14 protein-coding genes are annotated in these 15,738 nt (G+C 72.8%); 10 read left to right on the forward strand and 4 right to left on the reverse strand.

The window, feature by feature from the left end; all coding sequences use genetic code 11:
• Positions 1-74 precede the first annotated feature (74 nt).
• Positions 75-953, reverse strand: coding sequence for a siderophore-interacting protein (locus tag IMZ11_RS12245; protein ID WP_228640826.1), 879 nt, complete (start codon positions 951-953; stop codon positions 75-77).
• A 215-nt stretch (positions 954-1,168) separates the two neighbouring features.
• Between IMZ11_RS12245 and IMZ11_RS12250 the strand changes: the two genes are divergently transcribed.
• The gene (locus IMZ11_RS12250) at positions 1,169-2,032 is read left to right on the forward strand and encodes a DMT family transporter (RefSeq protein WP_228640828.1); all 864 of its coding nucleotides are present in this window, start codon (positions 1,169-1,171) and stop codon (positions 2,030-2,032) included.
• On the opposite strand, the gene IMZ11_RS12255 is transcribed toward IMZ11_RS12250, so the two are convergent.
• Positions 1,974-3,083 (reverse strand): glycosyltransferase, encoded by a 1,110-nt coding sequence (locus IMZ11_RS12255; RefSeq protein ID WP_228640830.1) that lies wholly within the window; start codon positions 3,081-3,083, stop codon positions 1,974-1,976. The genes IMZ11_RS12250 and IMZ11_RS12255 overlap by 59 nt on opposite strands.
• Before the next feature lie 29 nt (positions 3,084-3,112).
• Here IMZ11_RS12255 and IMZ11_RS12260 point away from each other — a divergent pair, with 29 nt between their 5' ends.
• The 8 genes from IMZ11_RS12260 to hpnH all read left to right on the forward strand — a co-directional run bounded on the left by IMZ11_RS12260 (position 3,113) and on the right by hpnH (position 12,492).
• A complete protein-coding gene (locus IMZ11_RS12260) occupies positions 3,113-3,856 on the forward strand; it encodes a polysaccharide deacetylase family protein (RefSeq protein ID WP_228640832.1) in 744 nt (247 codons plus the stop codon).
• 190 nt (positions 3,857-4,046) lie between these two features.
• Positions 4,047-4,907 (forward strand): squalene synthase HpnC, encoded by an 861-nt coding sequence (hpnC, locus tag IMZ11_RS12265; protein ID WP_228640834.1) that lies wholly within the window; start codon positions 4,047-4,049, stop codon positions 4,905-4,907.
• Positions 4,894-5,763, forward strand: coding sequence for a presqualene diphosphate synthase HpnD (hpnD, locus tag IMZ11_RS12270; protein ID WP_228640836.1), 870 nt, complete (start codon positions 4,894-4,896; stop codon positions 5,761-5,763). The genes hpnC and hpnD overlap by 14 nt, the downstream gene beginning before the upstream one ends.
• On the forward strand, positions 5,760-7,118 hold the full coding sequence (gene hpnE / locus IMZ11_RS12275) for a hydroxysqualene dehydroxylase HpnE (protein ID WP_228640838.1): 1,359 nt from the start codon (positions 5,760-5,762) through the stop codon (positions 7,116-7,118). The genes hpnD and hpnE overlap by 4 nt, the downstream gene beginning before the upstream one ends.
• A complete protein-coding gene (locus tag IMZ11_RS12280; protein WP_228640840.1) occupies positions 7,115-8,122 on the forward strand; it encodes a polyprenyl synthetase family protein in 1,008 nt (335 codons plus the stop codon). The genes hpnE and IMZ11_RS12280 overlap by 4 nt, the downstream gene beginning before the upstream one ends.
• A gap of 1 nt (position 8,123) precedes the next feature.
• A complete protein-coding gene (gene shc / locus IMZ11_RS12285; RefSeq protein WP_228640842.1) occupies positions 8,124-9,998 on the forward strand; it encodes a squalene--hopene cyclase in 1,875 nt (624 codons plus the stop codon).
• Positions 9,995-11,491 (forward strand): 4-hydroxy-3-methylbut-2-enyl diphosphate reductase, encoded by a 1,497-nt coding sequence (gene ispH, locus IMZ11_RS12290; protein WP_228640844.1) that lies wholly within the window; start codon positions 9,995-9,997, stop codon positions 11,489-11,491. Before shc ends, ispH begins: the two co-directional genes overlap by 4 nt.
• On the forward strand, positions 11,488-12,492 hold the full coding sequence (gene hpnH, locus IMZ11_RS12295; RefSeq protein WP_228640846.1) for an adenosyl-hopene transferase HpnH: 1,005 nt from the start codon (positions 11,488-11,490) through the stop codon (positions 12,490-12,492). The genes ispH and hpnH overlap by 4 nt, the downstream gene beginning before the upstream one ends.
• Here the strand turns inward: hpnH and IMZ11_RS12300 are convergent.
• Together IMZ11_RS12300 and IMZ11_RS12305 are read right to left on the reverse strand one after the other, a co-directional pair.
• The gene (locus tag IMZ11_RS12300; RefSeq protein WP_255706345.1) at positions 12,458-13,201 is read right to left on the reverse strand and encodes an SDR family oxidoreductase; all 744 of its coding nucleotides are present in this window, start codon (positions 13,199-13,201) and stop codon (positions 12,458-12,460) included. The genes hpnH and IMZ11_RS12300 overlap by 35 nt on opposite strands.
• Positions 13,202-13,285: 84 nt before the next feature.
• A complete protein-coding gene (locus tag IMZ11_RS12305) occupies positions 13,286-14,233 on the reverse strand; it encodes a hypothetical protein (protein ID WP_228640850.1) in 948 nt (315 codons plus the stop codon).
• 645 nt (positions 14,234-14,878) lie between these two features.
• On the opposite strand from IMZ11_RS12305, the gene IMZ11_RS12310 reads away from it, so the two are divergent.
• A complete protein-coding gene (locus IMZ11_RS12310) occupies positions 14,879-15,694 on the forward strand; it encodes a polysaccharide deacetylase family protein (protein WP_228640852.1) in 816 nt (271 codons plus the stop codon).
• Positions 15,695-15,738 lie beyond the last annotated feature (44 nt).

Raw genomic sequence — 15,738 nt, forward strand, 5'->3', positions numbered from 1 at the left:
CACCTCGGGCCAAACCCGCCCAAAATCGCGCAGATCACCCGGACTAACAGGAAGATAGCAAGTCGATCAGAAGGTCAGTTCGGCTCGGGTGCGCCCTGCCGCCAGTACCCCATGAACGCGACGCAGGAGCGGTCCACACCCAGCTCGCGTACGAGATGGCGGCGCAGCTCCCGGACCACGCCCATCTCGCCGGCCAGCCACGCGTAGAAGCCGCCGCCCGCCTCCGCGGGCACGTCCCAGAGCAGCTCGGCGTCGTCCGTTTCCTCCTCCGCGTGCTCGCCCGGCACGGTGCCGAGATCGCGTACGGCGTCGCGCACGGCGGGGATCAGGAACTCGCCGTGCCGTGCCGTGCCGCGGGGCAACCAGGTGACCTCCACGCTCGACGGGACCCGCAGGTCGAGGACGTCCTCGGGCTCCGGCACCTCCAGGAGCACCTGGGCGGGGACGCCGTCCGCCAGGGACTCGGCGATGGCGGAGATCGCCGGCACCGCGGTCTCGTCTCCGGCCAGCAGCAACCGGGCCGCGTCGGCCGGGGGAGCCCACTCCAGCCCGACCGGCGGGCCGGAGTACAGCGCGTCCGGGCCGACGATCAGCGCGGGGCTGCCGGGGCACGCATCGGCGGCCCACCGCGAGGCGACGCCCGAGGGGCCGTGCAGCGCGAAGTCGATGTCCAGTTCGCGGTTCTCCCTGCGCACGGCGCGCACGGTGTAGGTGCGGACCGGGTTCTTCCTGCCCTCGGGGAGCTCACGCCAGATCGGGAACCAGTCCGGCTCCGCGGGGAAGGTGTCCAACCCGACCTCCGGCAGCGGCACCACGACCTTGACCCGCTGGTCATAGCCGTCATGGCCGAACCCGGACAGATCGTCACCGGCGAACGTGACCCGCATGAAGGTCGGACTGAGGCGCTCGGTGCGCGCGACGTGCAGGCGGAAGGGCCGGTAGGCGGCGGTCATGGAGCACTCCCCTTAGCTTAGGCAAGCCTAATTTTGATTAGGTTAACCTAGCCTTATCTTGACCCGCCAGGGAAGATCCGCCAAGCGGTAGGCAAGTGCGGGTCGCGGCCCTGCCGTCACCGGCGTGGGGCGCTCGCGCCGGATGCCGGTTCGCCGATGCTCGGCCCTATGACCACCACTGACGGACGGCATCGCGTCCGGAAGGCCGGGCGCCGGTGATCGCGGTGCTCCTGGCCATCCTCGCGGCGGCCTGCAACGCCCTCTCCTCGGTGATGCAGCGTCGCGCGGCGCGGACCGCCCCGGAGAGCGACGCTTTCAAGCTGTCGCTGATGTGGGACATGATGCGCAAACCGGTCTGGCTGGGCGGGATCGGCGCCCTGATCGGTGGTTTCCTCCTCCAGGCGAGCGCGCTGAACTTCGGGACACTCGCCCTCGTGCAGCCGCTGCTGATCACCGAACTGCCGTTCACCATGGTCATCATCTGGCTGATGTACCGGGTCAAGCTGAACCGGAACGTGTGGCTGGCCATCAGCTCCGTGACCGTCGGACTGGCGGTCCTGCTCGCCTCCGCCCGCCCCGGGGGCGGGCACAAGGCGCCGACTCCCGGGGACTGGGCGATCATCACCGTGATCTGCGGAGGCATCGCCGCGTACCTGATCGGGATGGCGCGGGTCACCCGCGGCTCACACCGCGCGGCACTGCTCGGAACCGCCTCCGGCCTGGGGTTCGCCTTCACCGCCGCGCTGATGAAGGAGAGCACCCGCCTCTTCGACACGGAGCAGGCCCAGGTGCTGACCGCCTGGCCGGTCTACGCCATGGTGGCCGCGGGCATCTTCAGCGTGTACGTGCTGCAGAACGCCCTGCAGAGCGGCAACCTCGTCGTCGTCCAGCCGACCCTCAACGTCACCGACCCCGTGGCGAGCATCGGGCTCGGCGTCGCGCTCTTCGGCGAGAGCATCCGCCTGGGCGCCTGGGTCCTGCTCGAACTGCTCGGCGTGGCGCTGATCTTCTTCGGCAGCGTCAGGCTGGCCCAGTCGCCGCAGATCCGCCAGGACGACCTGATGGAGCCGAAGGAATGAAGAAGGACTCGGCCGGCGCGGCGGCGAACAACCCGGCTCCGGGGGCCGTGTGCCGCGCACGCTCGCTCTCGGCCGCGATCCGGTCGAGCGCGGCCAGCAGTTCGGCCGCGTCGCGGGCGTAGACGCTCAGCCCCGCGCGGGCCATCGCCAGCGCGCCGTCCCTCCCGTGCCCCGGGATCGGCAGATAGGAGATCACCGGAACCCGAGCCGCCATCGCCTCCCTGCACGTCAGCCCGGCCGCGTTGTCGATCACGGCGTACGCGGTGGCCATCAGGGCGGGCAGGTCGTCGCACCAGCCGAGCACCGTCACGGGGCGCCCCAGGCGGCGGCGCAGGCGGCGGCGCAGCTCGCCGTTGCGCCCGCACAGGACGACGGGCAGGTACCGCCCGGACCCGGCCAGCACGCGAGCCGTCCTCTCGACGCCGCCCACGCCCCAGGAACCCGCCGAGACCAGCACCGGCCGCTCGTCCGCCCGCGGCCCGGCGGTGGCCACCCCGCGTGCCAGGAACTCCGGGCGGACGAGCGGCGCGTGCCACGAGGCGGGCCGTCCGGTCGCCGCCCGCACCGCACGCGCGGTCTCCGGATCGGGGCACAGGTAGCGGTCGTTCCCCGGATGCAGCCAGAGCCGGTGCGCCGCGAAGTCCGTGAGCAGCACCGTGCTCGGCACCGGCAGCAGGCCACGCGCGCGGAGGTGCCCGGCGGCCTGCGCGGCCAGATGGAAGGCCGACACGACCTCGTCCGGCGCCCGGCGGAGCAGCAGCCGCCGCAGCCGCGCCGCGACCAGGACCGTCAGGGGGGACGCCGACGGCGAGCCGCGCGACACGAAGAAGATCCGGTAGATCAGCGCGTACGACCAGGGGGCGGAGCGCATCATCCAGCCGTACCAGCCGCGCAGCGCAGCGCCCAGCCGCAGCGGGAGCAGCTCCAGGACGTCGGTCACCTCGGCGTCGACGCCCCGGGCGGCGAGCCGCCTGGCCAGCTCGGTCGCGGCGGCGTCGTGCCCCGCGCCCATGCTCGCGCTGAGGATCAGGACCGTGCGCCGCGTTGGCATCGCCGCACCTCTCCCGCACACTTGACGGGGTGACCTGGGGAAACGGCGGGACGCGCCGCATCGGACCGGCGCTCGGCGGCCTGGCCGGTCTGGCCGGGCTGGCCCTGCTGCACGCCGGTCCCGCCGCGACGTGGCTGCCGGCCGTACGCCGCCTGCTGCCCGGCCTCGCGGGAGTGGGCGCGGACACCCATGTCGCCCTGACCTTCGACGACGGGCCCGACCCGCGGACCACGCCGCGCTTCCTCGCCGAGCTGGAGCGACTCGGCTGCCGGGCGACGTTCTTCGTGCTCGGCGAGATGCTCGACCGCCATCCCGAACTCGGCCGCCGCATCGCCGCGGGCGGCCACGAGATCGGGGTGCACGGCTGGCACCACGACAACGCGCTGGTCGCCCGGCCGGGACGGATGGCGGCCGAGCTGGGCCGGGCCGCCGACCTGGTCGCCGCCGTGACCGGGACGGCTCCCGGGTGGTACCGGCCGCCCTACGGCGTGCTCAGCGCCGAGACGCTGATCGCCGCCCGGCTCCATGGACTGCGACCGGTGCTGTGGACCGTGTGGGGCCGGGACTGGACCCGCTCGGCGAGCCCGGACTCCGTGGTGGCGGCCATGACGCCCGGCCTGCGCGGCGGGGCGACCCTCCTGCTGCACGACACCGACCACACCTCGGCCCCCGGCTCCTGGCACGCGGCCCTCGGCGCGCTGCCGCGGCTGGTGGGCGCCTGCCGTTCCGCGGGCCTGCGGGTCGGGCCCCTGCGGGACCACGGCGTCTGCTGAGCACACGGGAGACACACCTCCGAATCGCGATTTCCTGTTTAAACGACGATTTCGGCAAATAGCCGCCGGTTAATTCACAGAAATGCGGCGGCACGTCCGGATAACAAATATTCGCCCAGCTCATGCCCGGCAAACCCCAATGAGCTGTGCGTCCGCGTTTATGGCCGCCCACGACGGACAGCCTCAATTTATGTCATCGGGGGGAGACGACGCACGAGACGTCGCACTCAAAGCGCGCCGGGAGAACTTCCCGGTCGCCTCCCGGCTGCTGCCACGGGGGCATCGCCATCACCTCCTCGCGGTGTACGGCTTCGCGCGGTTCGTCGACGACATCGGCGACGAACCCGGGCACGGCGACCCGCTGCGGCTGCTCGACGCCGTGGAGACCGACCTGCGCCGCCTCTACGCCGGGCGGACCCCGTACCTGCCCGCCGTACGCGATCTCGAAGCGACGGTCACGGCCTGCTCCCTCCCGCCCGCGCCCTTCCACCGACTGGTCGAGGCGAACCGGCGCGACCAGACCGTCACCAGGTACAAGACGTTCGACGAACTGCTCGACTACTGCGAGCTGTCCGCCAACCCGGTCGGGCACATCGTGCTGCACGTGTTCGGCGTGGCCGCCCCCGACCGTCTCGACCTCTCCGACCGGATCTGCACCGCGCTGCAGATCATCGAACACTGCCAGGACGTCGGCGAGGACTACGCGCGCGGCCGGATCTACCTGCCCAACGAGGACCTCCAGCGGTTCGGCTGCGTCGACGCCGACCTCGCGGAGGCGAGCACTCCGGGGCGGTTGCGCGATGTGGTCGCGCTCCAGACCGAGCGGGCCGAACGACTGCTCCACGAGGGGGACCCCCTCGTCGCCTCGGTGAACGGCCTGGCCCGCCTCGCGATCGCGGGCTACATCGCCGGGGGCCACGCCACGGTCGCCGCGCTGAGACAGGCCGAACACGACGTTCTCGGGCGGACCGTACGGCCGCGCGGCACGCGCCTGGTCCGGGCGTGGCTGCGCATCCTGGCCAGAAGGGGGTTGGGCCGTGGGCGTCCCTGAGGCGTACCAGCACTGCGAGCAGATCATGCGGAAACAGGCACGGAACTTCTCCTACGGCCTCCGGCTGCTGCCGACGCCCAAACGCCGCGCGCTGAGCGCGGTGTACGCGTTCGCCCGCCGGATCGACGACATCGCCGACGGCGAGGGGACGGCCGGGCAGCGGCTGGCCCGCCTGACCGTGGCCAGGGAGGCGCTGGACGGCCCGCCGGGGATCCGGGACGGGAACAGCGACGATCTCGTCCTGATCGCGCTGCACGACGCCGCCCGGCGCTACCCGCTGCCGATCGCCGCGTTCGGCGAGCTGATCGACGGCTGCGCCGCCGACGTACGCGGCACGACCTACGCCAGGTTCGACGAGCTGCTGTCGTACTGCCGGTGCGTCGCCGGGTCGATCGGGCGGCTCTCGCTCGGCGTCTTCGGCACCGACGACCCCGAGGGGGCCACGCCGCTGGCCGACGCCCTCGGGGTGGCGCTGCAGATCACGAACATCCTCAGGGACGTACGGGAGGACCGGCTGGCCGGGCGGATCTACCTGCCGATCGAGGACCTCGAACGGTTCGGCTGCACTCTCTCCCTCGATGGCGCCGGCAGGTTCACCGACCCACCGCACCGGCTCGCCACGCTCATCCGATACGAGGCCGTACGCGCCCGCGAGTGGTTCGCGGACGGCATGCGCCTGCTGCCCGCGCTCGACACCCGCAGCGCGGCGTGCACTGCGGCGATGGCCGGCATCTACCGGTGCCTGCTCGACCGCATCGCGGCGGATCCGGCCGTGGCGTTGTCCGTCCGCTTATCGCTGCCGCCCTGGGCGAAGGCCATGGTGGCGGCGCGCGCGCTCGCGGGGGCGGGCCGATGACGGGGGCTCCGGTAGCGATCATCGGAGGCGGACTCGCGGGCATCGCCGCCGCCGTGGCGCTCGGAGAGGCGGGCCACCCGGCGACGCTGTACGAGGCGCGCCCGAGGCTGGGCGGCGCCACCCACTCGTTCGTACGCAACGGCCTCGTGGTCGACAACGGGCAACACGTGTTCCTGCGCTGCTGCACGGCCTACCGCGGGCTGCTCGACCGGCTCGGCGGCGCGTCCCAGGTGGACGTGCAGGACCGGTTCGACGTGCGGGTGCTCACCCCGGACGGGCGGTCGGCGCGGCTGCGGCGGTCCGCGCTCCCCGGGCCGTTCCATCTCATGCCGGCGCTGGCGCGGTACCCGCTGCTCGCGCCGGCCGACCGGTTGCGCGCGATGCGGGGCTCGCTCGCCCTGCGCCGGCTCGACCCGTCCGACCCCGCGCTCGACCGGGTGGACCTCGCGACCTGGCTGGCCGCGCACGGTCAAGGCGACGCCGCGCGGCGCGTCCTGTGGGAGCTGTTCGCGGTCGCGGCGCTGAACGTGTGCGCCGGGGACGCGGCGCTCGGCCCGGCCGCGATGGTGTTCCAGACCGCCCTGTTCGGCCGGGCGGACGCCGCCGACATCGGCGTGCCCACCGTGCCGCTCGGCGAGCTGCACGGCACGGCCGCGCAGGCCGCCATCGTCCGCCACGGCGGTGCCGTACGACTGTCCGCCAAGGTCACGGCGATCGAGCCGGGACCGGTGATCGTCGTGGACGGCACGCGGGTGAAGGCGTCGGCGGTCATCGTCGCCACGCCGCACGAGCAGGCCGCGGGGCTCGTCCCGATGGACGCGGCGCCGGACCGGGACCGCTGGAACGGCCTGTCCGCCAGCCCGATCGTGAACGTGCACGTCGTCTACGACCGGAAGGTCACCGACCTGCCGTTCGCCGCGGTCGTGGGGTCGCCGGTGCAGTGGGTGTTCGACAAGACGCGGGTCGCCGGGCTGCGCGACGGCCAGTACCTCGCGGTCTCCGTCTCGGCCGCCGACCGCTGGATCGACACGCCCACCGCGCGGGCACGGGCCGTGTTCGTCCCGGCGCTGGAACGGCTCTTCCCCGGCGCGCGACGTGCCCGGGTCACGGACTTCTTCGTCACCAGGGAACGTCGCGCCACCTTCCGCCAGGGTCCTGGCAGCGGCGCGCTCCGCCCCGAGGCCGCCACCCGGTGGCCCGGACTGTTTCTCGCCGGCGCGTGGACCGACACGGGCTGGCCCGACACCATGGAGGCGGCCGTGCGCAGCGGACTCAACGCGGCCAGATTGGCCAGGCGTCATCTGGACACGGGGGATCCCACCACGTGGAGTCCCGACGCGGAGGCGGCCCGGTGAGGGCGGTCATCCCGCCGACCGTCGTGGCCGCCCGCGGGCTGGTGGAGCCGGTGCTGCGCGACGCCGTGGCCCGGCTCGACCCGATCACGGAGCGCGTCGCCGCCTACCACCTCGGCTGGGCCGACCCGGAGGGGAGACCCGTCACGCCGGGAGGCAAGGCCCTGCGGCCGGCGCTCGCCGTCCTGTCGGCCAGGGCGGCGGGCGCGGAGCAGTCGCTGACGGCGGCCGCGGCGGTCGAGCTCGTGCACGCGTTCTCGCTGCTCCACGACGACATCATGGACGGGGACCGGATGCGGCGGCACCGGCCCGCGGCGTGGGCCGTCTTCGGCCAGTCGGCGGCCATCCTCGCCGGGGACGCCCTGCTGTCGCTCGCGGGGGAGCTGCTGCTCGATGACGGCTGCCCCGGACGGGTCCCCGCGGCCCGCTGCCTGGCCGCGGCGACCCGGCGGCTGATCGCCGGGCAGGCGCTGGACCTGGAGTTCGAGCGGCGCTCCGACGTGAGCCTGGACGAGTGCCGGCAGATGTCCACCCAGAAGACCGGCGCGCTGCTGGCCTGCGCCTGCTCGATCGGAGCCATGGCGGTGGACGGCCCCGACGCGCTCATCGCGGCGCTGGCCGCCTTCGGAGCCGAGGCGGGACTCGCGTTCCAGCTCGCCGACGACCTGCTGGGCATCTGGGGCAGCCCGGCCGCGACCGGCAAGCCGGTGTTGTCGGACCTGCGGGCCCGCAAGAAGTCCCTGCCGATCGTCGCCGCGCTCACCAGCGGCACCCGGGCGGGCGAACGGCTCGCCGCCCTGATGGCCGGCACGGAACCCCTGTCGGAGTCCGACCTGCGCGCCGCCGCCGCGCTGGTCGAGGAGGCGGGCGGCCGGTCCTGGGCCGAGACCGAGGCCAAGCACCGGCTCGACGCGGCGGAACGCCACCTCGCCGACGCCGACATGCCCTCGGCGGTCCGCGCCGAGTTCCTCGACATCGCCCACTTCCTGACGTCCCGGGGACACTGACATGACGACAGTCGCCGCTCCCAGCTCCGCCGCGCTCGCCCTCGACGCGGCCTGCGATCACCTGCTCGGCCTCCAGACGCCCGAGGGGTGGTGGAAGGCCGAGTTGCAGACGAACGTCACCATGGACGCCGAGGACCTGCTGCTGCGGCAGTTCCTCGGCGTACGCACGGAGGAGGAGACGGCGGAGGCGGCCCGCTGGATCCGCTCCCAGCAGCGCGACGACGGCACCTGGGCCAATTTCCACGCGGGACCGGGCGACCTGTCCACCACCATCGAGGCGTACGCGGCGCTGCGGCTGGCCGGGGACCCGGTCGACGCGGCGCACATGCGGGCCGCGGCCGGGTTCGTCCGGGACTCCGGCGGGATCGAGGCGTCCCGGGTGTTCACCCGCATCTGGCTGGCGCTGTTCGGCCAGTGGCGGTGGAAGGACCTGCCCGTCCTCCCGCCTGAGATGATCTTCCTGCCGCCGTGGTTCCCTCTCAACGTCTACGACTTCGCGTGCTGGGCCCGGCAGACGATCGTGCCGCTCACCATCGTGAGCGCGCGGCGCCCGGTGCGGCCGCTGCCGTTCGGCCTGGCCGAGCTGCGGACCGGACGGCCCTCCCCGCGTGCCGTACGCGGCGGCTGGGACGGCTTCTTCCTCACGTTGGACCGGATGCTGCACCGGTACCAGAGGCATCCGATCCCGGGGCTGCGGCGGGCGGCGATCCGGCGCGCGGCCGAATGGATCGTGACGCGGCAGGAGCTGGACGGATCGTGGGGCGGCATCCAGCCCCCGTGGGTGTACTCGCTGATCGCCCTCGACCTGTGCGGCTACCGCCTGGACCACCCCGTCATGCGCAAGGGCCTCGACGGCCTGGACAGGTTCACCATCAGGGACGAGCGGGGCCGCAGACTGGAGGCGTGCCAGTCCCCGGTGTGGGACACCGTTCTCGCGGTCAACGCCCTGCTCGACGCGGGCCTGTCCGGCGACCATCCGGCGCTGGTCAACGCGGCCGACTGGGTGCTCGGCGAGGAGGTCAAGGGGCCGGGCGACTGGAGCGTACGGCGGCCGTCGCTCGCGCCGGGCGGGTGGGCGTTCGAGTTCGACAACGACGGCTACCCCGACATCGACGACACGGCCGAGGCGATCCTGGCCCTGCGCCGGGTGAAGCACCCGGACGCCCGCCCCGCCATCGACCGCGCCCTCCGCTGGGTCGACGGCATGGTGTCGCGGGACGGCGGCTTCGGCGCCTTCGACGCGGACAACACCCGCGAACTGTGCACACGCCTGCCGTTCTGCGACTTCGGCGCGATCATCGACCCGCCGTCCGCCGACGTCACCGCGCACGTCGTCGAGGCTCTCGCGGTCGAGCAGCCCGCCTCCGACGTCGTACGGCGGGCCGTCGTCTGGCTGCTGAAGGCGCAGGAGGCGGACGGGTCGTGGTTCGGCCGCTGGGGGGCCAACCACGTGTACGGCACCGGCGCCGTGGTGCCCGCGCTCGTCGCGGCCGGGGTGCGCCCCACCGCCTCCTGCGTACGGCGGGCGGTCTCGTGGCTGGAGGCGCACCAGAACGACGACGGCGGCTGGGGAGAGGACCTGCGCTCGTACCGCGACCCCGCCTGGATCGGCCGGGGGCGATCCACGGCCTCGCAGACCGCGTGGGCGCTCCTGGCCCTGCTCGCCGCCGGGGAGATCCGTTCACCGGCGGTGGAGCGCGGCGTGGCGTGGCTGGTCGGCGAGCAGCGTCCGGACGGCACATGGGACGAGCCCTACTTCACGGGCACCGGGTTCCCCGGCGATTTCTACATCAACTACCACCTTTACCGGCTCGTCTTCCCCATCAGCGCGCTGGGGCGTTACGTGCGGGCCGGTGACGAGGGGGCTTCGCCGTGACCGATCTGCTGATCTGCACCGCCCTGGGCATCGAGGCGAGAGCCGTACGTGACGGCATCCCGTCCTCGGCCGGCGGCGTGGAGGTGATCAGGACCGGGATGGGGCCCGGCCACGCCGCCTACGCCGAGGAGCGCCTGGGGAAGGCCGGAGCGCTGGCCGTGACCGGTTTCGGCGGTGCCCTCGGCGGCGGGCTGCGGCCCGGCGACGTGGTGGTGGCGAGCGAGGTCCGGTTCGACGGCCGGACCCTGCCCTGCCCGTCCGCGCCGCTCCTCGCCGGGGAACTGGCCCGCGCGGGCCTGCCCGTACGCGTCGGGCCGCTGGTCACCTCCGATCACATCGTGACGGGGGCGGAGCGCCGGCGGCTGGCGGACGAGGGGGCGCTGGCCGTCGACATGGAGTCGGGGCCGGTGGCGGCCACCGCGGCGGGCCGGCCCTTCGCCGCGGTTCGGGTCATCGTCGACACCCCCGAAGTCCCGCTGCTGCGCCCGGCGACCATCCGCGGTGGCGTCCTGGCCTGCCGCACCCTGCGCCAGGTCGGCCCGCCGCTGACCCGCTGGGCGGCGGCCGGCGGACCGCGCCTGGTACTGCTGGCCGCGCCCCGGTCGTTCTGCGCCGGGGTCGAGCGGGCCATCGAGATCGTCGAGCGCGCCCTGGACCGGTACGGCCCTCCGGTCTACGTGCGCAAGCAGATCGTGCACAACCTGCACGTCGTACGCGAGCTGGAGGAGCGCGGGGCCGTCTTCGTCGACGAGCTCGACGAGGTGCCCGAGGGGGTCGTCACGGTCTTCTCCGCGCACGGCGTGTCCCCCGGCGTACGCGACGAGGCCACGCGGCGCGGCCTGCGGGTGATCGACGCGACCTGCCCGCTGGTCACGAAGGTGCACGCCGAGGCGCGCAGGTTCGCCGCCCGCGGCGACCTGGTGGCCCTGATCGGGCACGCCGGGCACGAGGAGATCGAGGGCACCCTCGGCGAGATCCCGGACTCCGTCGTCCTCGTCGAGGACGTGGACGACGTGGCGGCGCTCCCCGACGGCCGGCGGGTGTCCTACCTGACGCAGACCACCCTCGCCGTGGACGAGGCGGCCGACATCGCCGCCGCGATCCGTGACCGGTTCGCCGACGCCGAGGGCCCCCAGAAGGACGACATCTGCTACGCCACCACCAACCGGCAGCACGCCGTACGCGAGGTGGCCGAGGAGTCCGACCTGGTGCTCGTCGTCGGCTCGGCCAACTCGTCCAACTCGCGGCGGCTGGCCGAGGTCGCGGGCCGCGCCGCCCCCGCCCACCTGATCGACGGCCCCGGAGACATCGCCCTGGACTGGCTCGCGGACGCCCGCGCGGTCGGGCTGACCGCCGGCGCCTCCGCCCCGCCCGCCCTGGTGGACGCGGTCGTGGCCGCCCTCGGCGGGCTCGGGCCGGTGACCGTCGAGGAGCGCAGGGTGGCCGAGGAGACCATCCAGTTCACGTTGCCCAAGGAGGTGCGATCGAGATGACGATGCCGGTTCGCCAAGCCCTGCGCATCGGCGGCTACATCCTCCGCCAGAGGCTGCGGGGGCGGGCCAAGTTCCCGCTCCTGGTGGAGTTGGAGCCGCTGTTCGCCTGCAACCTGAAATGCGCGGGCTGCGGCAAGATCCAGCATCCCGCCGACGTGCTCAAGCGGCGCATGCCGGTCGAGCAGGCCATCGCCGCCGTCGAGGAGTGCGGGGCCCCCATGGTGTCGATCGCCGGCGGCGAGCCCCTCATGCACCCGCAGATCGCGGAGATGGTGCGGGAACTCGTCGCCAGGAAGACGTACGTGTTCCTCTGCACGAACGCGCTGCTGATCCCCAAGAAGATCGACCAGTTCGAGCCGTCGCGGTACTTCGCCTGGACGGTCCACCTCGACGGGATGCGCGAGCGGCACGACGCGTCGGTGTGCAAGGAGGGCGTGTTCGACGAGGCCGTCGCCGCGGTGCGGGAATGCAGGCGCCGCGGGTTCCGGATCACCACGAACACCACGTTCTTCAACACCGACAGCCCGCAGACCGTCATCGACGTGCTCAACTACCTCAACGACGACCTCAAGGTCGACGAGATGATGATCTCGCCCGGGTACGCGTACGAGAAGGCGCCCGACCAGGACCACTTCCTCGGCGTACGGGAGACCAGGGAACTGTTCCGCAAGGCGTTCTCCGGCGGGAACCGGCGGCGGTGGCGGTTCAACCACACGCCCCTGTTCCTCGACTTCCTGGAGGGCAAGGTCGACTTCCCGTGCACGGCGTGGGCCATCCCGTCGTACTCGCTGTTCGGCTGGCAGCGCCCCTGCTACCTCATGTCCGACGGGTACGCGGCGACCTACCGGGAGCTGGTCGAGGACACCGACTGGGAGTCCTACGGCCGGGGACGCGATCCCCGTTGCGCGAACTGCATGGCCCACTGCGGCTACGAACCCACCGCCGTGTTCGCCACGCTCTCCTCGCTCAAGGAGTCGCTCCGGGCCGTGCGCGGCGACTGACCGGCGCGCCGAAGACATCGGCCAGCGCCCGGAACGGGCCGGGAGCGGCGCCCTTCAGCCGGGCGGGCACCCGCAGCCAGGCCGGAGCGAACGACTCGGGACGGCCGTGCTCGACGGCGGCCACGATGGCCCTGGCGACCCGCTCCGCCGGGATCGGCGTGGGCCACCGCCGGGTGTAGGCCGCGCCGCGCCGCGCGAAGAACGGCGTGTCCACCACGCCCGGCAGCACGACGGAGACGCCGACCCGGCGCAGTTCGTACCGCAGGCTCTCGGCGAAGGCGATCAGCCCCGCCTTGGTCGCGGCGTAGACCGCCTCGTCGCGTACGCCGACCGCTCCCGCGATCGAGGCCACGAAGACGAGGTGCCCCCGGCCGCGCTCGACCATGGCGGGCAGCAGCAGCCGGGTCAGCCTGATCGGGGCGGTCAGGTTGGCCGCGATCAGCTGCTCGGCGGTGCCGTCCGGCATCGCCGTGAGCGGCCCGGCCCACCCGCATCCCGCGTTGGCGACCAGGACGTCCACGGGGCCCGCGCGCTCGACCAGGGCCGTGACGTCCGTCGTGAGGTCGCCCCTGACGGCCAGCCCTCCGCTCTCCGCCGCGACGGCGTCGAGCCGCTCCCGGTCACGACCGGAGAGCACGAGGTCGGCCCCGGCCACGGCCATCGCCCGCGCGGTCGCGGCCCCGATGCCCGAGGACGCGCCAGTGATCATTACGCGGGCACCCGCAAGTCTCATCGCCCGACCCCCCGTCGTCTCGGGGAGGTCGTTCCCCCGCGTTCGCGGGTTTACCTCCTGTCAGGGTGACGGCGCGGGCGACTTGGGATGCTCGATGATCGGCACGCTGGAGCGCACCACGCTCTCCCCGGTGATGGCCAGGCCGTCGTCCGCCTTCCACGCCTCCAGGAAATGGGTCCCGGCCGGGACTCCGGTCCATTTGTGGTACTGCCAGGAGTTGCAGGCGAACCGCACCGTCTCACCCTTCGGCCGCAGGGCGATCCAGTACGCGGCGACGCCCGGCGGGCAGGTCTTGTTCTCCCAGATCTCGATGTCGCCCGAGGCATTCTGGGTCCAGGAGCGCGACGGAAGGCGTACGGCCATGCTCTTGGTCACCAGGTGCATGCCGTACTCCGGGACCACGTCGGGGGGCGCCGACGTCGGGCTCGCGATCACGGACACCGCCGCACCGGACAGCGCCGTGGGGACGGACGGCTTTCCCGTGGGCGGCCACAACTGCCAGATCACCCAGCTCACCGCGACCGCCGCCGCGCCGCTCGCGCCGAAGAGCAGGGCCTTCTTCCGCCAAGGGGCCGCCCGCTCCTCGCCGGTGGCGCCTCGCGCCGTGCCCGCCGGTCCCATCGCGAAGGCGGACTCCCGCGCCCGTGCGGCGTAGCGGTTGCTCGCCCGGATCCGCCAGGCCCGCTCCATGGCCTGCATCCGCTCCCGCAGCGCGTCGATGCGGCGCCCCAGGGCGAGGAGCTCCTCGGCCTCGGCGCTGGACAGGTCGAGCGCCTTGATGATCTTGTGCATCACGTCGGCGCCGGGCAGCTTGTTGCCCTTGGACAGCTGTTCGCCGCCACTGAGCCACTTCGACACGGTTCCCTGGTCGGCGACCTTGCGGTTCGCCAGCACCTTCTGCGGCCATCCTCCGGTCTCGAGGACGCGGCTCAAAGCGGCGGAGGCGTCTTCGAGCGCCTCGATGAGGGCGTCGGCCAACTCCTCGAACGGAACCCGTTCGGCATCCACCCTGGCGATCCTCTCCTCAGATTCCGCGGCCTACGGCTCCAGCCCGATAAATGATCTTATTTTCCAGCCGAGAAATCCACCCGTACAACCAGGGGGAAATTGGGCGTCGCGGGGATATGCACGGCGCGCACGGATTCCGAACGGAGGGCCGAACCACGCATACCGGCGAGATCGCGGTTCCGCATTCTCATCTCTTCCCCGACATAACGCTACGGGCCACACGACTCCCCGAGAGCGGCCGGACGATCCTGGAGATCGAACCGTACGTCACCGCCCACGGCACCGCCATTCCCGAACGGGCGTGGACCGTCAGGTCGATCGACGAACACGACGACGAGGTATGCATCCGGCTGGGGCGTGCGTTGAATGTTCTCTCCCATACGGCATCGAGCGACATTGTCACGCCCCATTTCGCGGCGACAACGATAGGGCGGACAAAGACGCGCATCTCCCCCTTTTCTTCCGAGGAGTTCACCGGAGCTTCGTCACGGAGGCGCTTCAGGGGCTCGCGGCGCCCAGCGGGCTCGACCGACCTCGACGCGCCCGGAGGAACCTCACGCCCGAAGGAGCTCCACGTTCGAAGGACTCCAGAGAAGTGGCACGGCCTTGGTTCTGAGCTGACCCCTTACCGGAAAAGAGGACGACATGGACGAAATGGGGAGACGCCGGGCCATCTACCTCGGGGTTCTGGTCGCCGTCCAAGGGACGCTGGCGGCCTGCGCGGACACATCGGCGCCGGGATCGCGTCCCGTCGCGGACGCGTCCCGGACACGCGGCGCGAACCGCACCCCCACCCGCTCGCCCAGCCCCTCACCCAGTCCTTCGCCCAGCCCGATGTTCCAGCCGGTCGCGGTTCCGACCCGAAAGCCCATCCACCAGATCAGCGAACTCAACCCGGCGGCGCCGCCGAACGCCATCGCCCTGACCATCGACGACGGGCCCGACCCGGAGTGGACGCCGCGCGTCCTCGACCTTTTGGCCCAGCACCACGTGGTGGCCACCTTCTGCGTGATCGGCGACGCGGTTCGCGAGCATCCCGATCTCGCGAAACGGGTCGCGGCCGCGGGGCACGCCATCTGCAACCACACGATGAGCCACCCGCAGCCCTTCGCCGGGCTGTCGTCCGAACGCATGAGCTCCGAGGTCACCGGCGCCCACCGCGAGATCTGGAACACCACCGGCGTCACCACGCGGCTGTTCCGCGCGCCCGGGGGGTCCTGGTCGCCCGCCGTGCTCGACACCATCGCGAGCAACGGTATGCAACCGCTCGACTGGGACATCGATCCCAGGGACTGGTCCCGCCCCGGCGCCTCAGCCATCGAGACGGATCTGCTGCGCGCCAAGCCCGGCAGCATCCTGCTGTGCCACGACGGGGGCGGCGACCGCGCCGAGACCCTGCGCGCCCTGTCGAACGTCATCCCCGCACTCCAGAGCCGGGGGCTGACCTTCATCACCCTCTGACGGACGCGCCCGCCCCCGGACCCGCGCCACGCGGCCCATCACGA

The organism is Microtetraspora sp. AC03309, assembly GCF_020826795.1.
GTDB lineage: Bacteria > Actinomycetota > Actinomycetes > Streptosporangiales > Streptosporangiaceae > Microtetraspora > Microtetraspora glauca.